This is a genomic window from Flaviramulus basaltis (assembly GCF_900114265.1).
Taxonomy (GTDB): Bacteria; Bacteroidota; Bacteroidia; order Flavobacteriales; family Flavobacteriaceae; genus Flaviramulus; species Flaviramulus basaltis.
In genome coordinates this window covers 1028973-1047720 of the sequence record NZ_FPKV01000001.1, presented here as the reverse complement: position 1 = coordinate 1047720, position 18748 = coordinate 1028973, and the positions used below count along the sequence as shown (strand labels likewise).

At 29.7% G+C, this 18748-nt stretch carries 20 protein-coding genes and 1 tRNA gene; 10 read left to right on the top strand and 11 right to left on the bottom strand.

Features of this window, described 5'->3' with window-relative positions; translation table 11 throughout:
• Positions 1-25 precede the first annotated feature (25 nt).
• Genes BT151_RS04790 through BT151_RS04780 form a run of 3 tightly spaced genes read right to left on the bottom strand, consistent with a single transcriptional unit; the run spans position 26 to position 2798 of the window.
• Positions 26-1336 (bottom strand): HTTM domain-containing protein, encoded by a 1311-nt coding sequence (locus BT151_RS04790; protein ID WP_072400605.1) that lies wholly within the window; start codon positions 1334-1336, stop codon positions 26-28.
• Positions 1326-2264: a bifunctional riboflavin kinase/FAD synthetase gene (locus BT151_RS04785; RefSeq protein ID WP_245794718.1), complete on the bottom strand. Its 939-nt coding sequence runs from the start codon at positions 2262-2264 to the stop codon at positions 1326-1328. The genes BT151_RS04790 and BT151_RS04785 overlap by 11 nt, the downstream gene beginning before the upstream one ends.
• Positions 2265-2288: 24 nt before the next feature.
• Positions 2289-2798, bottom strand: a complete 510-nt coding sequence (locus BT151_RS04780) for a hypothetical protein (RefSeq protein ID WP_072400604.1) — start codon at positions 2796-2798, stop codon at positions 2289-2291.
• A gap of 98 nt (positions 2799-2896) precedes the next feature.
• On the opposite strand from BT151_RS04780, the gene BT151_RS04775 reads away from it, so the two are divergent.
• Positions 2897-5638 (top strand): reprolysin-like metallopeptidase, encoded by a 2742-nt coding sequence (locus BT151_RS04775; protein WP_072400603.1) that lies wholly within the window; start codon positions 2897-2899, stop codon positions 5636-5638.
• Positions 5639-5676: 38 nt separating this feature from the next.
• On the opposite strand, the gene pth is transcribed toward BT151_RS04775, so the two are convergent.
• The 3 genes from pth to BT151_RS04760 form a co-directional block, all read right to left on the bottom strand.
• A complete protein-coding gene (pth, locus tag BT151_RS04770; protein WP_072400602.1) occupies positions 5677-6303 on the bottom strand; it encodes an aminoacyl-tRNA hydrolase in 627 nt (208 codons plus the stop codon).
• A 77-nt stretch (positions 6304-6380) separates the two neighbouring features.
• Positions 6381-7010: a 50S ribosomal protein L25/general stress protein Ctc gene (locus BT151_RS04765; RefSeq protein WP_072400601.1), complete on the bottom strand. Its 630-nt coding sequence runs from the start codon at positions 7008-7010 to the stop codon at positions 6381-6383.
• A 24-nt stretch (positions 7011-7034) separates the two neighbouring features.
• Positions 7035-7976, bottom strand: coding sequence for a ribose-phosphate pyrophosphokinase (locus tag BT151_RS04760; protein ID WP_072400600.1), 942 nt, complete (start codon positions 7974-7976; stop codon positions 7035-7037).
• Positions 7977-8123: 147 nt separating this feature from the next.
• Here BT151_RS04760 and BT151_RS04755 point away from each other — a divergent pair.
• The 7 genes from BT151_RS04755 (at position 8124) to BT151_RS04725 (ending at position 11940) form a co-directional block, all read left to right on the top strand.
• Positions 8124-8205 (top strand) — tRNA-Leu (locus BT151_RS04755).
• A 107-nt stretch (positions 8206-8312) separates the two neighbouring features.
• Complete coding sequence (locus BT151_RS04750; protein ID WP_072400599.1) at positions 8313-9170, top strand: YicC/YloC family endoribonuclease; 858 nt, start codon at positions 8313-8315, stop codon at positions 9168-9170.
• 20 nt (positions 9171-9190) lie between these two features.
• Positions 9191-9778, top strand: a complete 588-nt coding sequence (gmk, locus tag BT151_RS04745; protein ID WP_394333392.1) for a guanylate kinase — start codon at positions 9191-9193, stop codon at positions 9776-9778.
• Between the two features lie 3 nt (positions 9779-9781).
• A complete protein-coding gene (gene nadD, locus BT151_RS04740) occupies positions 9782-10360 on the top strand; it encodes a nicotinate (nicotinamide) nucleotide adenylyltransferase (RefSeq protein WP_072400598.1) in 579 nt (192 codons plus the stop codon).
• 299 nt (positions 10361-10659) lie between these two features.
• Positions 10660-10956, top strand: coding sequence for a PID-CTERM protein-sorting domain-containing protein (locus BT151_RS04735; RefSeq protein ID WP_072400597.1), 297 nt, complete (start codon positions 10660-10662; stop codon positions 10954-10956).
• Positions 10956-11558: an archaeosortase/exosortase family protein gene (locus BT151_RS04730; protein WP_072400596.1), complete on the top strand. Its 603-nt coding sequence runs from the start codon at positions 10956-10958 to the stop codon at positions 11556-11558. The genes BT151_RS04735 and BT151_RS04730 overlap by 1 nt, the downstream gene beginning before the upstream one ends.
• Entirely contained in the window at positions 11533-11940 is a 408-nt protein-coding gene (locus BT151_RS04725; protein WP_072400595.1) for a hypothetical protein, read from the top strand. Before BT151_RS04730 ends, BT151_RS04725 begins: the two co-directional genes overlap by 26 nt.
• Before the next feature lie 174 nt (positions 11941-12114).
• On the opposite strand, the gene lysM is transcribed toward BT151_RS04725, so the two are convergent.
• Positions 12115-12600, bottom strand: a complete 486-nt coding sequence (lysM, locus tag BT151_RS04720) for a peptidoglycan-binding protein LysM (RefSeq protein ID WP_072400594.1) — start codon at positions 12598-12600, stop codon at positions 12115-12117.
• Between the two features lie 194 nt (positions 12601-12794).
• Positions 12795-13742 carry a nicotinic acid mononucleotide adenyltransferase gene (locus tag BT151_RS04715; RefSeq protein ID WP_072400593.1) on the bottom strand — a complete coding sequence of 316 codons (948 nt, stop codon included), beginning with the start codon at positions 13740-13742 and terminating at the stop codon, positions 12795-12797.
• A 130-nt stretch (positions 13743-13872) separates the two neighbouring features.
• On the opposite strand from BT151_RS04715, the gene BT151_RS04710 reads away from it, so the two are divergent.
• On the top strand, positions 13873-14874 hold the full coding sequence (locus BT151_RS04710) for an NAD(P)H-dependent glycerol-3-phosphate dehydrogenase (protein WP_072400592.1): 1002 nt from the start codon (positions 13873-13875) through the stop codon (positions 14872-14874).
• A 60-nt stretch (positions 14875-14934) separates the two neighbouring features.
• Positions 14935-16332 carry a Kelch repeat-containing protein gene (locus BT151_RS04705; RefSeq protein WP_084647858.1) on the top strand — a complete coding sequence of 466 codons (1398 nt, stop codon included), beginning with the start codon at positions 14935-14937 and terminating at the stop codon, positions 16330-16332.
• On the opposite strand, the gene BT151_RS04700 is transcribed toward BT151_RS04705, so the two are convergent.
• Genes BT151_RS04700 through BT151_RS04690 form a run of 3 tightly spaced genes read right to left on the bottom strand, consistent with a single transcriptional unit; the run spans position 16321 to position 18746 of the window.
• A complete protein-coding gene (locus tag BT151_RS04700; protein ID WP_072400591.1) occupies positions 16321-16716 on the bottom strand; it encodes a hypothetical protein in 396 nt (131 codons plus the stop codon). The two genes, BT151_RS04705 and BT151_RS04700, sit on opposite strands and share 12 nt — an antisense overlap.
• Before the next feature lie 17 nt (positions 16717-16733).
• Entirely contained in the window at positions 16734-17324 is a 591-nt protein-coding gene (locus BT151_RS04695) for a TetR/AcrR family transcriptional regulator (protein WP_072400590.1), read from the bottom strand.
• A 24-nt stretch (positions 17325-17348) separates the two neighbouring features.
• On the bottom strand, positions 17349-18746 hold the full coding sequence (locus tag BT151_RS04690) for an efflux transporter outer membrane subunit (RefSeq protein WP_072400589.1): 1398 nt from the start codon (positions 18744-18746) through the stop codon (positions 17349-17351).
• Between the last annotated feature and the right edge of the window lie 2 nt (positions 18747-18748).

Genomic DNA, 18748 nt, shown 5'->3' with positions numbered 1-18748 from the left:
TAATGAAATACCTAGATAATCACTCTTATTTTGAAGGTAAAATCCAGTTGCTATGTTTAAAAGCATTCCATTCCACATTTGCCATATCTGTCTCCGGATTTATAAACGTTTTAAATGGCATTCCATTTATACTTACTTTACAATTTACATAAACTGCTACATCTTGTCCATTAGCCTTAAACTGTTTTTTTAAACGTTGCGAAAATTGCCATATTACGTCTGGTTTTGCACTTGCAGACCGTATTTGTTTTGGTGTTAAATAATCTTTTAAATTGATATGAATAATTTTGCCTGTCTCTTTATTTTCAACTCTATAAGTGGTTTGGCTACTTTTAGCTCTAAGCATCATACGCCATGAGAGTCTGTGACCTTCTTCCGTCCACAGTACATCGTCTTTAAAAAAATAATGCCGTAACGGTAATCCAATTTGGATTAAAAAATAGACTGAAAATAAAGCAATTAAAGGTGTTTTAAAATTTGGAATAATAACCTCTTCTGAATTGTAAAGTGGTTTCTTTTTTAAGAATATTTTTTGAATTGTTTTAGGTTCAAAAAAGAATAGAGCAAATGCTAATGATAAATATGGGAAAATGCCTATCTGTAAAACAAAAGAGTTAAATAAATGAAACACAATTGATACCATAAAAGCATATTTACGAGTTGGTTTATACAATAATAAGGGCACTATTAAACCATCAAATAAAATACCACCATAAGCTAGGATGTAATGCATCCATTTTTGTTGAAGCAAATTACCAACAACAAAATAGTCCTTTTTGCTTTTCATTAATAGTTCTATAAAAGTAGTATCTAACCAATCTGGATAAAACTTAGCTAATGATGCATAAGTATAAACAATAAAAAGCTGTAATATAACAACCCAACTACACCATTGAGGCATAGAAATACTTTTTAATTTGGGGTTTATTTTTACATCTATAGAAGCAAATTTATGAGCTGGCAGAAACACCATAAAGCTACTTATTAGCATTAATAAATAGTAATGATTGTTATAGGATGATTTTTGCATTAAGTAAGTTGCAGTCCACATTAATGTAAAACTGATTATACTTAACCTGTATTTAAATCCAACCATTACAAATAATGCAAAAACACTCATAATAATGTAATAATAATACATATCATTACCTGGAAGTGGTTGTAACCATTCAAAACCAATAAAAGTAAATGTGAAATTAGGATCTATTAATGTTCTCCTTAACCAACCTGTGAAAATTGCTCCAACAGATTCTAAAAAACAAAGTAATCCAAAAATAATTCTAAAAACTATTAACCCTGAGTTATCAATATGTTTAAACAAATATTTATAAACCATGATGTTTAGCAATATAGTCTAATGCTGTTCCTTTATCTTTTGAAAGTTGGGTTTTTAAAACCTCAACAGATTCAAATTTTTCCTCATCACGAATACGATGTAATAAATCTATTTGTATTTTTTTATTGTAAATATCTTTATTAAAATTAAAAAAATGAACCTCGATAGTTTGAGTGCTTCCATTAACTGTGGGATTCATTCCAATATTCATCATACCATATAAAACATCTCCATCTATTACAGACTTTACTATATAAACGCCTTGCTTAGGAATTATTTTATAATCTTCTTCTATATAAATATTTGCTGTCGGGTATTGTATTTTTCGACCTAAACCTTTACCTTTTTCAACAGTTCCATTAAGCATGAAATTATAGCCTAAAAAGCTATTTGCTTTGGCAATATCCCCTTCATTTAATGCTTTTCTAATTTTTGTAGAACTTACCGAAACATCATCAATATCCTGTACTGAAATCTCCTCAACATCAAAACCATAGGTTTCTCCAAAAATTTTTAAATCATTAATATCTGCTTTTCTATTTCTACCAAATCGATGATCGTAACCAATAATTACTTTTTTGGCATTTAATTTTTCAACTAAAATTTGTTTTACAAAATCTTCTGCCGAAAGTCTTGAAAATTCTTTTGTGAATTTTTTAATAAGTAAATAATCTAATCCTAAAGCGTCTAAAATAGCATGTCGCTCATCAATAGTATTAATTAATTTAATATTGGAATCTTTTTGCAACACCATACGAGGATGTGGGAAAAAAGTAAGTATTATAGATTTTAAGCCTTCTAATTTTCCAGTATTAATTAAGCGTTTAATTATTTTTTGATGCCCAATATGTACGCCATCAAAAGTACCAATGGTAACAACTGTTGGTTCGGTAGATTTATAAGTTTCAATATTAGTACTAATGTTCAAGGTTAAGAATTTGTGCAAAATTAACTATTCCAAACTAAAAACATGTTTAATTTCAATGATAACTTGAGGCACTTGTTCCATCTTAAAATTTAGGTTTAATTGATAGGTGTTATTTTCAATTTTTTTAACTGATAATTTTCCTTGCTGTATTTTGTAATAACCCGTTTGCCCTTTACAATAACACCACCTTGCAAACAATATTTTTTCACCTTTAAAGGTTGTTGTTTCAAATTCTAAATCAGTTGAATCTAACTCAATTATAACTTCTTCTCTATAACTGCTATCTTGTGTATTTGGAATTTCATTTTGCTTATATTCAAACTTAAAAACAAGTTTATCTCCTTCAGAAAATGTTGGGTAAAAATCACTCAGGTTATTATAATTATAATTAATTTTTTTGTTTTTTAAAATTTCATATGAACAATTCCCTTCTTCTGGACATAACTCATTAGCGGTAACTTCTTCAACAAAACTTACTGCTTTGTTTGACTTACAGCCTCCAAAAACAACTATTAACAATAATAAATATCTCATACACAAATATATATTATTTTAAAAGGAGTACATATTTTTTTGCAATTGATGATTTTACAAAGTATTTTTATCAACCCCATAATTTAAATGTCTTTTATATGAAACAGACTTACTTGAAATATATAATTTTATTTTTAACTCTACTTCTATTTAGTTTAGGGTTATCTGCGCAAAATCAAAAACTGTTGTGGACTAAAACCACACAACAAAAAGCAACAAAAAGCAAACAACTTCAAAGAAAGTCTCAACCATATAAAAAAGATTTTTATCAGTTAGACTTAGAAGCTTTAAAAGTTAGTTTAAGAAATGCTCCTGTGAGAGGTAAAACATCACAATTATCCAATATTTTAATTGATTTCCCTTTAGCAAATGGTTCTTTTGAAACTTTTAGAATTATAGAAGCTCCTATTTTACATCCAGATCTTCAAGCCTCAATGCCTAATTCTAGAACATATGTTGGGCAAAGCACAACAAACCCTGTCAACCGAATTAGATTTAGTATCACCTCTCGAGGATTAAATACAATGCTACAATCTTCTGAAGGAGGCATGCAATTTATTGATCCAACATCCTTTGGCGGTAATAATTACATGGTATATAAGAAAAAAGATTTGCCCGCTTTAAAAGAAGGTTTTATTTGTAATGTTATCGATGAAATACCGTTAAAAAAAACATCCAATTTTAAAACTCAAATGCAAAAAAATGCTAATGATGGAATTTTAAGAACTTTTAGATTAGCTATTGCATCTACTATTGAGTATTCTGAATTTCATTGGATGGCGGCAGGATTATCGGCAATTGATACAGAAGCTGATAAAAAAAATGCCGTCATGGATGCTATGATTATTACTATGAATAGAGTAAATGGTATTTTTGAAAATGAGTTGTCAATTTCCATGGAATTTGTAGCTAATAATAAGGATGTTATTTTTATTGATTCTGATAGTTTTACAAATGATGATGCTGATTTTTTAATTGATGAAAGCCAAACCGTTATAGATAACATAATTGGTAACAGTAATTATGATATTGGACATACTTTTAGTACTGGAGGTGGTGGTGTAGCAGAACTTAACTCACCTTGTAACAGTGGCAGTAAAGCAAGGGGTATAACCGGTTCATCTTCTCCTGTAGGAGATTCATATGATATTGATTTTGTAGCACATGAAATGGGACATCAGTTTGGCTCACCTCATACTTTTAATGGAAATACAGGAAATTGTGTTGGAACAAACAGAAATGCATCTTCTGCTTATGAACCAGGAAGTGGCACAACAATTATGGCTTATGCAGGTATTTGCTCTCCGCAAAATGTACAAACTCAAAGTGATGCTTATTTTCATCAAAAAAGTTTACAAATGATTTGGGATAATATCACTACAGGATTTAGTATTTGTGGTGCACAAAGCTTTACAAATAACAGCGCTCCAACAGCTGAAGCTGGAGCCAGCTATACCATTCCAATTTCTACGCCTTATAAATTAACTGGCTCTTCAACTGATTTAAATGGAACTAGCACGCATACTTATACATGGGAACAATACAATCTTGGTAATGCTGGATTACCAAAAGAAGATGATATAAGTGAGGGACCTCTCGTAAGGTCTTTTGAAGGCACAGATAATGCAACCCGTTACATTCCTCGATTACAAGATCTTGCCATTAACGGAGGCTCTACAACTTGGGAAAAATTAGCTTCAATTAGTAGAAATATTAATTTTCAATTAACCGTTAGAGATAATGATTCCAGAGGCGGTCAAACAGCAACAGACAACATGGTAGCTACCACTACAACTGCTGCAGGTCCATTTTTAGTGACTTCACAAAGCACAACAGGTATTAGTTGGCCTCAAGGCTCATCTCAAACTATAACCTGGGATGTTGCTGGAACAACTGGAAATGGCGTAAACACAGCGAATGTCAATATATTATTATCTACAGATAGAGGCTTAAATTATGATACGATTTTGGCAAGTAGTGTTCCAAATGATGGGTCTCAAGACATAACGGTTCCAAATATAATGGCTGGTTTTTGTAGAATTATGGTTGAGGGTGATGGTAATATTTTCTTTGCAATAAATACAGAAGATATTGCTATTGGATACACTGTAACAGAATCTTGTACAGAATATACATCTACCGACTCTAATTTACCATTAGATATTCTAGACAATGGTAGTGATTTTACTACGGTTTCAGGAGTTAATGTTCCTGCTTCTGTTATTATTTCTGATGTTAAATTAACTGTAGATATAACCCATCCTTACCCCGGTGATATATTATTAGGCCTACAAAGTCCTACTGGAACTTTAGTAAATATATTAGAGCCTTCAATATGCACAAATGAAGATGCTAATATTGTAGTCACCTTTGATGATAATGGTAGTTCTTTTGATTGTAATTTAACTGGAAATGGCTTTACAATGCAATCTCCTATATCCCTTCTTAGTAGTTGGAATGACGAAAATGCTTCTGGAAATTGGCTTTTAGGTGTAGGGGATTTTGAAGAAGAAGATGCTGGCACACTAAACAGTTGGTCTATTACAATTTGTGGTGTTGTGCTTACTCCTTTAAGTATCAATACTTATGAATTTAATGATTTCCAAGTTTACCCCAACCCAAATAAAGGTGAATTTACTATAAAATTAAGCAGCTCATTATCTAGTGACGTTAGCGTTAAAGTTTATGATTTAAGAGGACGTATTATCTATAAATACATCTATGATAATACTGGCAGTTTTAATGAAAAGATAAACCTAAGCAATGTGCAATCTGGAATGTATATTTTAAATGTAAGTGATGGTTTAAGAAAATCTAGCAAAAAAATTATTGTAGAATAATTAAAAATAAAAAGAGAAGGTTTAAAAACCTTCTCTTTTTATTTACCGTTAAAGGTATTCATAGTATTATTTATACCAGCTAAAGCAAAAGATTTTATTAAATCTACTGATTTTTCTAAGCGTTCTTTTAAGATTTTGTTTTCCTCATCAGTCCATTCGCCTAAAACGTAATCAATCTGTTTACCTTTACTAAAAGCATCACTTATACCAAATCTAAATCGGTTGTATTTTACTGTATTCAATTTATCTTGAATATCTTTTAAACCATTATGTCCACCATCACTTCCTTTAGTTTTTAGTCGAATACTTCCAAAAGGAAGGTTTAAGTCATCTGTAATAATTAGTAGGTTTTCTAAAAGAATATTTTCTTTAGTTAACCAATATAAAACCGCTTTCCCACTTAAATTCATATAAGTATTTGGCTTTAAAAATATAAATGTTCTTCCTTTTAATTTATAGGTTGTTATATCTCCTAATTTTTGAGTTTCAAAAGTTAAGCTTTCTTGATTTGCAAAATAGTCCAACACTTTAAACCCAATATTATGGCGTGTGTTTTCATACTTTTCTCCAATATTTCCTAAACCAACAATTAAATATTTCTTCATTGTATCTTGTTCTTTTATGTTCTTTTTACTCTTAAATAAATTTTTTAAAAACTGACACATAAAAGTTTGTTTTTGTAAAAATAAAAAAGCATCCTGAATAATACAGAATGCTTTTTATATTTAAGTTAAGAATATGTTTATTCTTGAGCTTCTGCCGCTTGAGCTTCTGCTCCAGCTTCAGTTCCTTCTTCTTCGTCTTCATCTTCATCATCAACAACAGCTGTTCTTGATGTTCTAACTTGACATACTACGATATTATCTGTATGTAAGAAAGTATATTTATCACTTAATAAATCACCAACACTAACCTTATCGCCAATTTTTAAAGGTGTAATATCTATTTCGATAAAATCTGGCAAGTTAGCTGGAAGTGCTTTAATACGTAATTTACGGTTGTTTCTTCTTAAAACACCACCGTTTTTAACACCCCTAGAGTTACCTACTAGGTTTACAGGAATATTTAAAGCAATTTCTTTGTCTTCAAATAACTGATAAAAATCTACGTGTAAAATATTATCTGTTACTGGGTGAAATTGAATGTCTTGAAGTACCGCATTTAAAGTTTCACCATTGTCTAAATTAATCACAACTGTATGCGCATTAGGCGTGTATACTAGTTTAGAGAATTCTAACTCAGTTGCTGAAAAATGAACTGGTTTGTCTCCTCCGTATAATACGCAAGGAACCTGACCAGCATTACGTAAGGCTTTTGTTGCTTTTTTGCCCACGCTTTCTCTTTGAGATCCGTTGATTGTAATTGATTTCATTTTCTATTTATATTAATTATTAAATTACATTACAAATTTTGAACTAATAGACTGGTTGTTATGTACTTTATCCATAACCTCAGCAAATAATTCTGCACAGCTTAAAACTTTAATTTTATTACTTAAAGGTTTAACTGGTATAGAATCTGTTACTATTAATTCTTCTAATTTTGATTTTTCTAATTTTTCATAAGCATTTCCAGATAATATTGGATGCGTACAAATGGCTCTTACGCTTAATGCACCACGCTCCATCATTAAATCTGCTGCTTTTGTTAATGTTCCTGCCGTATCAACCATATCATCAACCAACACCACATTTTTACCCGTTACATCACCAATTAACTCCATATGAGAGATAATATTTGCTTTGGCACGTTGCTTATAACAAATTACCACATCGCTTTCTAAAGCTTTAGAATATGCATAAGCTCTTTTGGAACCACCCATATCTGGCGATGCTATTGTTAAATTTGGCAGATTTAAACTTCTCAAATAAGGAAGAAAAATTGTAGATGCAAATAAATGATCTACAGGTCTTTCAAAAAAGCCTTGTATTTGATCAGCATGTAAATCCATCGTTATTATACGCGTTGCTCCTGCTGCTTCTAACATTTTAGCAACCAATTTTGCCGCAATTGGCACCCTTGGTTTGTCTTTTCTATCTTGTCTTGCCCAACCAAAATATGGTAAAACTGCTGTTATATGTCTTGCTGATGCTCGTTTTGCAGCATCAATCATTAACAACATTTCCATTAAGTTTTCTGGTCCTGGATTAGTAGAACCAATAATGAAAATTCTAGTGCCACGAATAGACTCTTCATAGGATGGTTGAAATTCACCATCACTATAAGTAGATGTAATTACATTACCTAATTCAGCACCAAATGCCTTAGCTATTTTTTCTCCAAGAACTTTACTTTGAGTACATGCAAAAATTTTAGCTTCGGTTATAACAATTGGCATAGTTAACTTATTGTTTTAGAGTGTGAAAACACGACGTTATTTTTAACGAGGTGCAAATTTATACATTTATTTTAACCTAAAAAGTATATTGAACAGTATTTTTATGATTAATATGGAAAAAATATATATTTTTGCTATCCAAAATATGCTCAAGTGGCGGAATTGGTAGACGCGCTGGATTCAAAATCCAGTAACTTCGGTTGTGTGGGTTCGATTCCCACCTTGAGTACAAAAGGCTTTAACGAAATGTTTGAGCCTTTTATTTTTTAACATTCATTTATCTATTTTCTATCCTTTAGGTTTTAATTACCTTTGTGTAACTTAATACACTAGTTTATGATATATTCAATGACGGGTTATGGGAAATCTGTTTTGCAATTACCAACAAAAAAAATAACAATAGAACTTAAATCTTTAAATAGTAAAAATTTAGATTTAAATGCTAGAATGCCTTCTATTTACAGAGAAAAAGAACTTGCTATAAGAAAGATTCTTGCCGATAAACTAGAGCGCGGTAAAGTAGATTTTTCTATTTATGTTGAAGCCACTGCTGAAGATACCTCAACTCAAATAAACACACCCGTTGTAAAGCAATACATGGAACAGCTTAAAAATGTTGTTAATGGAAATGATATCGAGCTTCTTAAAATGGCGGTTCGTTTTCCAGATGCATTAAATACTGTACGAGAAGAAATTGACGAAAACGAATGGCAAACTATTGAAAATGAAATCAATAACGCTATAAACGATTTAAAAAACCACAGGTTAGATGAAGGTAAAGCCTTAGAGCATGATTTTAATAACCGTGTTACTATTATTGAAAATTTATTAGACCAAGTTATTACTATGGATCCAGATCGTATTGAAGGTGTTCGTGAACGTTTATTAAAAGGTGTTGAAGATTTAAAAGAAAAATACGACGAGAACAGGTTTGAGCAAGAGCTAGTGTATTACATTGAAAAATTTGATATTACTGAAGAAAAAGTGCGTTTAAAAAACCATTTAAATTATTTTACAGAGTCTATAAACTCTAAAGATTCTAACGGAAAAAAATTAGGGTTTATTAGTCAAGAAATGGGACGAGAAATAAACACTATAGGTTCTAAAAGTAATTATGCTCCAATGCAACAATTAGTTGTTCAAATGAAGGATGAGCTTGAAAAAATTAAGGAACAATTATTGAATGTACTTTAACTAGTAAAACAAAATAATTAGTGATAAACAAAGACAATAAACAAGGCAAACTCATTGTGTTCTCGGCACCTTCAGGCTCTGGAAAAACGACCATTGTGAGACACTTACTTAAATTAGAAGATTTAAATTTAGAATTTTCTATATCGGCAACTTCACGCGAAAAACGAGGCAAAGAAATTGATAAAAAAGACTATTATTTTTTATCTGCTAAAGAGTTCAAAAACAAAATTAAAAACGACGAATTCTTAGAGTGGGAAGAAGTTTATCGCGATAATTTTTATGGCACTTTAAAAACTGAAGTAGAGCGTATTTGGTCGCTAGGTAAGAATGTTATTTTTGATATAGATGTTTCTGGTGGATTACGAATTAAACGTAAATTTCCAGACCAAACTTTAGCTATTTTTGTAAAACCACCAAGTATTGACGAATTAAAAATTCGTTTAAAAAAGCGCAAAACTGAAAGTGAAGACAAAATAAATATGCGTGTTGCAAAAGCATCAGCAGAATTAGCTACCGCACCTTTATTTGATGTAATTATTGTAAATGACAATTTAGAAAGCGCTTTACGTGACGCTGAAGCTTTAGTTAATGATTTTTTAAAATCTTAAAACATGAAGATTGGGTTGTATTTTGGCTCCTTTAATCCTATTCATATTGGACATTTAGTTATTGCTAACCATATGGCAGAATATAGTGATTTAGACCAAATTTGGTTTGTTGTTACACCACATAATCCTTTTAAAAAGAAAAGTAGTTTACTTGATAATTACCAACGCTTGGAAATGGTGTATCGTGCCACAAAAGATTACTCCAAACTTAAATCAAGCGATATAGAATTTAATTTACCTCAACCTAATTATACAGTAAATACGCTTGCCCATTTACAGGAAAAACACCCTGATTATGAGTTCTCTTTAATTATGGGTGAAGACAATTTAAAAAGTTTTCACAAATGGAAAAATTACGAAGTAATTCTTGAAAACCACCATATTTATGTATACCCTAGAATTTCAGAAAACAAAGTGGAAACACAATTTGATGGGCATAAAAAAATACACACTGTAAATGCGCCTATAATGCAGCTTTCTTCAACCTTTATTCGAAATGCTATTAAAACTGGTAAAATTGTGAAACCAATGCTACCAGAATTTGTTTGGGAGTATTTAGATGAGATGAATTTTTATAGATAACTACAATAATCAGCTTATTAATATTTTAATAATAAATTTTATGTTAAAATTTATTATATTCCTATAAAATTATAATCTTTTTTATTGTTCTGAAAAAAAACAACCCAAATCTCATGATTTTCACTAAAAAAAAATCAAAAACCTAGTTATCAACACTTTAGTAGACTAAAAATGTACTTCATCGAAAGCCATAGGTATTTTGAAGAAAAAAATTCATATTTCATCGAAATAAACAAAAAAAAACTATAATTGATTGAATTGTTTTTACCTTTATGGCGCTATTATTAATCTCTAGTATTATGAAAAATAAAAAAAACACTGTATCTAAAACTATCACTGTATTATCAATAATATTTGCTCTAACTTTTACGAGCAATACATATGCTACTGGATGGTGGTGGTTTTGGTCTCCTCCTACTCATGGTCAACATGATTATAATAACAAAAAGTGCGGAAAATGTGGTAGAACAAGCCATTTCGGAAAATGCAATAAAGGCGGAGGAAATGACTCAATTCCATTAGATGGAGGTTTGAGTATATTATTGCTAGGTGCAGCAGCTTTTGGAGTTAAAAAGCTACGTGAAAACAAAAAATAGTGAGTTTTACTTCACTTAAAAATGAAATCCCATTACCAATAAGGCTTTTCTTAGGAAAAGCTTTGTTGTTTTTTATAGTTTGGAAACTGGTTTACGGCCTGTTTTTGTCCGATTCAAAAATTCTTGATCATCCATTAACAACTCATGTTGGAGAAGCATCTGTTTTTGTATTAAACAACTTAGGTGATATGTCGGGTTTTTCCTCAAAAAAAGAAGTTTCTACATTTGTTGATGATGGAGGAGATTTATTGGTAAAAGAACAAGCCTCTCAAATATATCACAATGACAAGTTGGTTCTATTTATTGCTGATGTTTGCAATGGTTTGGAGTTAATGGTTTTATATATTGGCTTTATTGTTTGTATGCCTTCTAAATTTTGGCGTAAAACACTTTATATTATCATTGGTGTAATTTTAATTGACTTAATAAATATTCTTAGGTGCACTGGATTAATTTACTTAAGAGAATATTTTCATGCTTATTTTGAATTTGCCCATCATTATTTATTTAAAGCAACTGTATATACCGCTACATTTTTAATGTGGATGTTTTACTCTAGAAAAATTCATTTAAAAAATGAACAACCCCTACAAATCGGATAAATTTCGTTTTATATCTGGACTTATATTTATAATAATTATCTACTCTTGGTATTATCTTTTTTTTATAACTGAGAGTCAAGAATGGCTATTACTGCCTAAACTAACCTTTCATCTCATTAGATTTGGTGTTACAATATTAGTATATATAATTGGGACTTTTCATCTTGGAAAACTGAAGGATTCTTGGATGTCTTCTATTTGGCATCTTATTCATATTTCCGGATTATGTATTATTACTAGTATGGGTTTATTTGATTGGTTTATTATGGAAATAAGTCGGAATTTAAAAGATTTTGCTCATACAATTCAAGAAATATTAATTTCACCAGTGCTTTATGTTGCTATGGGATTACTTAATAGAAGTTTAAAAAAGGAAGCTTAATTATTATTATTATTTTTTCCTTCTTTTAATATTTAACTTTCATTATAAATATCACTTAAGCGGAATAAAACAAAAACCCTTTACATAAAATTTACAGCTAATTTTTGTGATTTAAGATATAAAAAAGCCAACTTGAAAAAGTTGGCTTTTAAAATAACATAATGTTAAATAGGTTTAGTCTAAGGCAGGAATACGCAATACTTGTCCTGGATATATTTTATCAGGATCGGTTAACATTGGTTTGTTTGCTTCAAAAATAACTGGGTATTTCATAGCATTACCATAATAATTTTTAGCAATTTTTCCTAAAGTATCACCACTTACTACAGTATGAAACTGTGCTTCTGGTTCTACATGTTCAACTGTCATTTGATCATCAACAGTAGCGATACCATTTGAGTTTCCAACTACTAAAACAACTTTTTCTTTTGTTGCTTGATCGTAAGCTTTACCAGAAATAGTTGCAGCGTCATCATCAATAAAAACATTTAAATCTTCTACTTGTAATTGTAAATCTGTTATTGTTTCTTCAAGTTTTTTTGCAGCAGCTTCTTCTAGTTTTAATTCAGCAGCAGCAGCCTCTGCAGATTCTTCAGCATCTGTTTTTCCAATTCCGAATACTTTAGCTCCAGCGTTTTTAATAAATGAAAATAGTCCCATAGTTTATTGTGTTTAAAATTAATATTTATTTGTATCGTTTAATTTATATATGCTAAACTTACATAATATATGACACAGAAAAAACAAAAAGTCACATAATTAATAATTAATTAAAGATAAAATCACGAAAAAAAGAAACCGCTTAAAGCACAATACTTTAAACGGTTTCTAAACTAAATAACCAACCAAAATTTTTATTTAACCCTTGTGTTTTCTCTTGGGTTTGCTACTTTATCTTTTCTAAACTTACGTTTTTTATCTTCTTTTAAACTTGTTGTTTTTCCTTTTGTATTACCAGTTTTTAAGTACTGTATATAACCTCTTCCTTCAAATTCATAAACCGTTTCTGAGGCTGGATGAAACAACTCTATCCTTCCATCATTTATAACGCTCAATTCAAAATATTCATTGCCTAAGAAATCATAATCTAATGTTAAAGTTTTTAGATACATATTATTGCTAACGTTTCCAACACCATAAACTCCTGTGTAATCCCAATATAAATTATCTGGGTTAGAAATATTTGTGTCTTGTGAGCTTCTAAAAGTTGAATCGTTTCCTCCTGCTAAGAATTGTAAATAATTTTCGTTATCAAACTCATTAATTGCTCCAAAATCACTGGTATATGTTTTTTCCCAAGCTTCATATTCCTGTAAGAAATAGTGAATATTATCATAGAACACAAAGTCGTAATCAAAATTACTACGTTGATAGCCATTTAAAAAGTAAGAGGTATCGTTGTTTGGATTGTAAAACTCAATGGTATTATTATCTATTTCATAAACATCAAAAGTTTCAAACCCATCAATATCATGATATACATCTAAAATCATATTGTAAGCATCATATTCTCCAACATCAATTCCAAAACCACCACCGTTATCTCCTAATCCAACAATATTGTTATTTGCATAAACCACGCCATTTCTAAATGAAATTGTAAACGCTTTTTGTAAAAAAGGTGTTTCTCCATAACCTGTGGTTGCATTAATATCAACATACCATAACTCATACGAGTTTAACAATTGGTTTAATGAGATTTGTGGTACATCATTATAGTCATCTACAGTTACCTCTGTATAACACGAGGTAAAAAGTGTTGCTGTTAACGCAAAGCTTAAAAGTAATTTTATAGTCTTCATAATCAAATATTTTAGGGTTTCTATTGATAGAGTTTCAAAACGCGTGCCAAAAAAATATTCTTAATAATTTCTTCATTTAGCAATCCTTAATATTTTACGTATTTTTGAGGCAGTAAATTATTTATCGTTTATGGACAAACCTTTAAAATATGCGGTTTTTGGAGCAGGAAGTTGGGCTACAGCAATTGTAAAAATGCTTTGCGAAAATTTAGATGAAGTTGGTTGGTATATGCGAAGTGTTTACACTAAAGAGCATTTATTAAAAGAGCAACATAACCCCAATTATTTAAGTTCTGTAGAGTTTCATTTAGAGCAATTAAAACTAAGTAATGATATTAATGAGATGGCAGATTATGCCGATGTTTTGATTTTTGTAATTCCTTCAGCTTTTATACATAGCGAATTAGAAAAGCTAAATGTAGATATTTCAAATAAAACAATTGTTTCTGCTGTTAAAGGTATTATGCCAGAAACAGGGCTTTTAGTAGGGCAGCATTTTCATAATGTTTACAAAGTTCCTTTTAATAATATTGCAGTTATTGCAGGTCCTTGTCATGCAGAAGAAGTAGCTCTAGAGCGTTTGTCTTATTTAACTATTTCCTGTTCTGATTCTAGTAAAGCAAAAGCCATAGCAAAAAACTTCTCTAGCGATTATATAAAAACTAAAATTAGCGATGATATTATTGGTATAGAATATGCCGTTATGCTTAAAAATATTTACGCTATTGCTGCAGGAATAGCTCATGGTTTGGGTTATGGCGATAACTTCCAAAGTGTACTTATGAGTAATGCCATACGTGAAATGCGCCGTTTTATTAAAAAAATGCATAAAATGAAACGTAACATTAATAATTCTGCATACTTAGGCGATTTATTAGTTACAGGATATTCTGTTTTTTCTAGAAACAGAATGTTTGGAAACATGATTGGTAAGGGCTATACTGTTAAATCTGCACAAATGGAAATGAGTATGATTGCCGAAGGTTATTACGCTACAAAAAGTGCTCATTTATTAAACCAAAAAAACGCAAAAAAAACACAATTGCCTATTATAAATGCCGTTTATGAGATTCTTTACGAAAATAAAGATCCTAAAAAAGTATTTAAAAGATTGACCGATAAGTTGGATTAAAATACTTTTTTACCAGTCATTTATAAAGTAGCTTAATTTTATTGAAAACTATTTTAAAGAATGTTGATTAAGACAAAAATAGAGCCAAAATACTTATTTAGAATAAAATTATTTTCACTTCTATTATTTTCAACATATACTTTATTTAGTCAAAATATTAAAGGTATTGTTTTAGACCAAGAATCGAAAAAACCTTTAGAAAATGTTAATATATACATTAACAAACCCAATAATGGTACAACTTCTAATGAAAAAGGCGAATTTTATTTAAACTCTAATCTTAAAAAAAGTGATACGATCTTTTTTTCAATTCTAGGGTATTCTCTAAAAAAACATTTATTTTCAGAACTAAAAAATAGCACTATTTATCTTTCCAAAAAAACTGAAAATCTCAACGAGATTTTCATTAATTCTAACATTAAATTAAATTCTAACATTAGTTTCAAAAAATTATCTTCCATAAAAACAGGAAGACACTCCTTTGCGTCTTCTTTAGTAGGATCTAAAATATATGTTATTGGTGGTGATGCTTCAAACATAGTAAATACAGAAAAAAAAGCGCTTAATGATTTAAGCAATACTGCCGAATCAACTTTTGAGGATTTTTTAAAAAGTTTAAAAATGAATCCGTCATGGGAAAACTATAAGGGCGATTTACAAGTTTATGATATTACAAAAGACACTTGGCAAAAATCTGATTTAAAGTTTAGAAAACGTGCCTATAACACACTAAACTGTTTTGATAATAAATTATATATTATTGGCGGAAAAAGTTTATCAGTAAGTAGAAAACATGAGTACTTAGACGATAAAATTGAGGTTTTAGATTTAAAAAATAACACTATTGTAACCGATGACACTAATCCCCATCAAGCAGTAAATTTTGAATCATTTATTTATAATGATAATATTATTGTTATGGGAGGATCCGTAAAACTAAATAAAAAAGGAAAAAAAGTTTATACCAACAAATCTCATATTTATAATTTAGAAACAGGTTATTGGTATGAGTTAAATGATATGCCAAAAGCAATGGAAGCAAAAGGCCTTTTGATTAAAAACAAAATATATCTTATTGGTGGTTTTAATGACAAACCATTATCTGAAATAGAATCTTATAACATTTTAACTGGTGAATGGACAAAAGAAGGCAACTTGTTTTATGGCATAGAAAAGCCAGCTTTAACATATAACCAAAATGTTATTTATATTTTTAATGATGGCAAGCTATTAACTTACAATATTGTTTCGAAAGATTTAAATGAATATAAAATAGATTTAAATTTAAAAGCTTCAGAACTGTACTATTATGAAGAGAAAATATATTTGCTTGGAGGCTACATAGAAGATGAGTTTTCTAAATCTTCTTCTTCAAATTTATACAGTATAGATTTAAACGAATTTGTAAAAACGAAAATTATAAAAACGAAAAAAGTTAACGAAAAACTACTTCACTAAAACACCTTTTACATCCATTAAAGGAACGGACTGTAACGCTTTTAAATTAATTGTGTTTTTTCTAAAAAGGTATGTTTTATCAAACATCTGATTACCTTCAAAAAAAGAGACTTTAAATTGATTGTTTAGTGCAAATAATTCCTCTTGCATCAATTCAATTTTAGCATAGCTTTTTTTAGGTAAAACATCAATTTTTTTTCGAAATTTTGAGGTTATTTTATTTTCAGAATAGCCATCTGTTACAATAATAACCATTTCTAAATCAACATCTTTTTCATTTATAATATAAGCATTCCAATCTTGAGTTTTATATATATCATTATACTCATTTACAACTGCTACATAAACGCCTTTTACTTTTGGAATCTCGATGTCTTTTTTCATTTTGCAAACATAATAAATTATTCAAAATATGCGCTTGAATAAGTTTGGGTTGTAATGCCTCTTAAATTATTAATTATTAAATGTTGCAACAATGTCTCTAAACTGTACTCTTCAAAAAGATTCTTGTTTTTAAACGTTACATTTTCCATTCTTAAAAAGTATAATTCGCACACCAATCTTAAATCAACGTTTTCTCTTATATGTCCTTTTGTTTTAGCTTCATTTAAAAACCCATAAACTATTTCGTAAACTGTTTCCTTCTTAAAATTTTCGAAAATCTCATCTGCTTTTGGATAATATTTTTTTAAGCCAAACAAAAAAGAAGGCTTAAAATATTTGAGATATTTTAAGCCTATTTCATATATAACTATAACTTTCTCAATAGGATCTTCAATCTTATCAATTGCTATTTTGTACTCTTCAGTATAATTATCTATTAAAAATAAAATACTGTTTGAGATAAGTTCCTTTTTGTTTTTAAAATGTTTATAAATGGTTTTTTTAGAAATACCTAAATCTTTCGAAAGCTCATCTAAAGTAAAAGATTTACTTCCAAATTTTAAAAATTTAGTTACAGAACATTCTAAAAGATATTTTTTATTAATCATTTCTAACACATAAAACTCTAAGAATTATTGCCAGCCGCCTCCAAGAGCTTTATATAAATCTACAATAGATTTTAACTGATTGTATTTAATAGTTATTAAACTTAATCTAGAGTTTAAAGCATTTTCTTGTGCTACTAAAACTTCTAAATAGTTTGCATAACCGTTGTTTAATAATTCTGAGGAATACTCACTAGCTAAATTATAAGCATCATATTCCTTTTGTTTTACTTCTATCTTTTCGGTAACTGCTTGATACGAATATAAAGCATCTGAAACCTCCTTACTTGCAACTAAAAACGCTTGCTTAAATTGTAACTGCGCCTGTTCTTGCTGCGCTTTCGATACTTCGTATTGCGTTTTAATTTTTCTACCATTAAAAATAGGCTGAGTTAAACCACCAACTAGAGTTGCAAAAAGAGAATTCGTGTTGAAAAAATTATCAAAATCTAAACTTTGAAATCCTCCAGAAGCAGACAAAGTAAGTGACGGATAAAAATTACTTCTAGATACATTAGTGAGTTCAAAAGCTTCTATTAATTGATATTCTGCAGCCATAAGATCTGGTCTGTTACTCAATAATTGAGAAGGCACACCAGTATTTAAATCGGTTGTAATAATTTGGCTTTCAAGTGTACTTCTATTTATACTCTCTGGTGCTTTACCTAACAAAATAGACATGGTGTTTTCCAATAAACGATCTTGAATTTTCAAGTCGATTAAAATGGCTTGCGCTGTGTACAACTGAGCTTCAGTTTGTTTCACTCCAACTTCCGTAACATTTCCAGCATCTTTTAAAGCTTTTGTTGTCTCAAAACTTTTCTCTCGATTACCAATTGTTTCTTCGGTAATTTTAATTTGCTCATCAATAGAAAGTAATTGATAGTAAATTGTTGACACCTGAGCAATAAGTTCTGTTTTAATAGCTTTATGTGCTGCAACAGTTTGCAAATATGATGCATTATAAGCACGCTTATTACTTCTTATTTTACCCCAAATATCTGCTTCCCAAGATAAATTCGCTGCTAATTCGTAAGAATCTAATGAAGGAAAAGAACTTCCAAATTGGCTGTTTTCAGAATTTTCTTGATGCGTATATTGTGCACTTCCATTTAAGGTTGGCAAATAACCTGCTTTACCTTGTTTAAAATAAGCTTCCGCTGCTAATATTTGCTGTAAAGCAACTCTAATATCGATGTTATTAGTTAATGCTTCTTCAATATAACTTTGCAATACTGGATCTGTAAACATTTCTTTCCAAGGCACTAGAGCCATGGATAAGCTGTCTTTAGAAATAGAGCTTGTAAAATATTGGTCTTGGTTTATTATTTCTGGTCTTGTATATTCTTTAGCAGAAAAACAAGACGTTAAAAGCAATGGAATACTTGCAATTAGTAATAAACTATATATTTTATTTTTTTTCATTG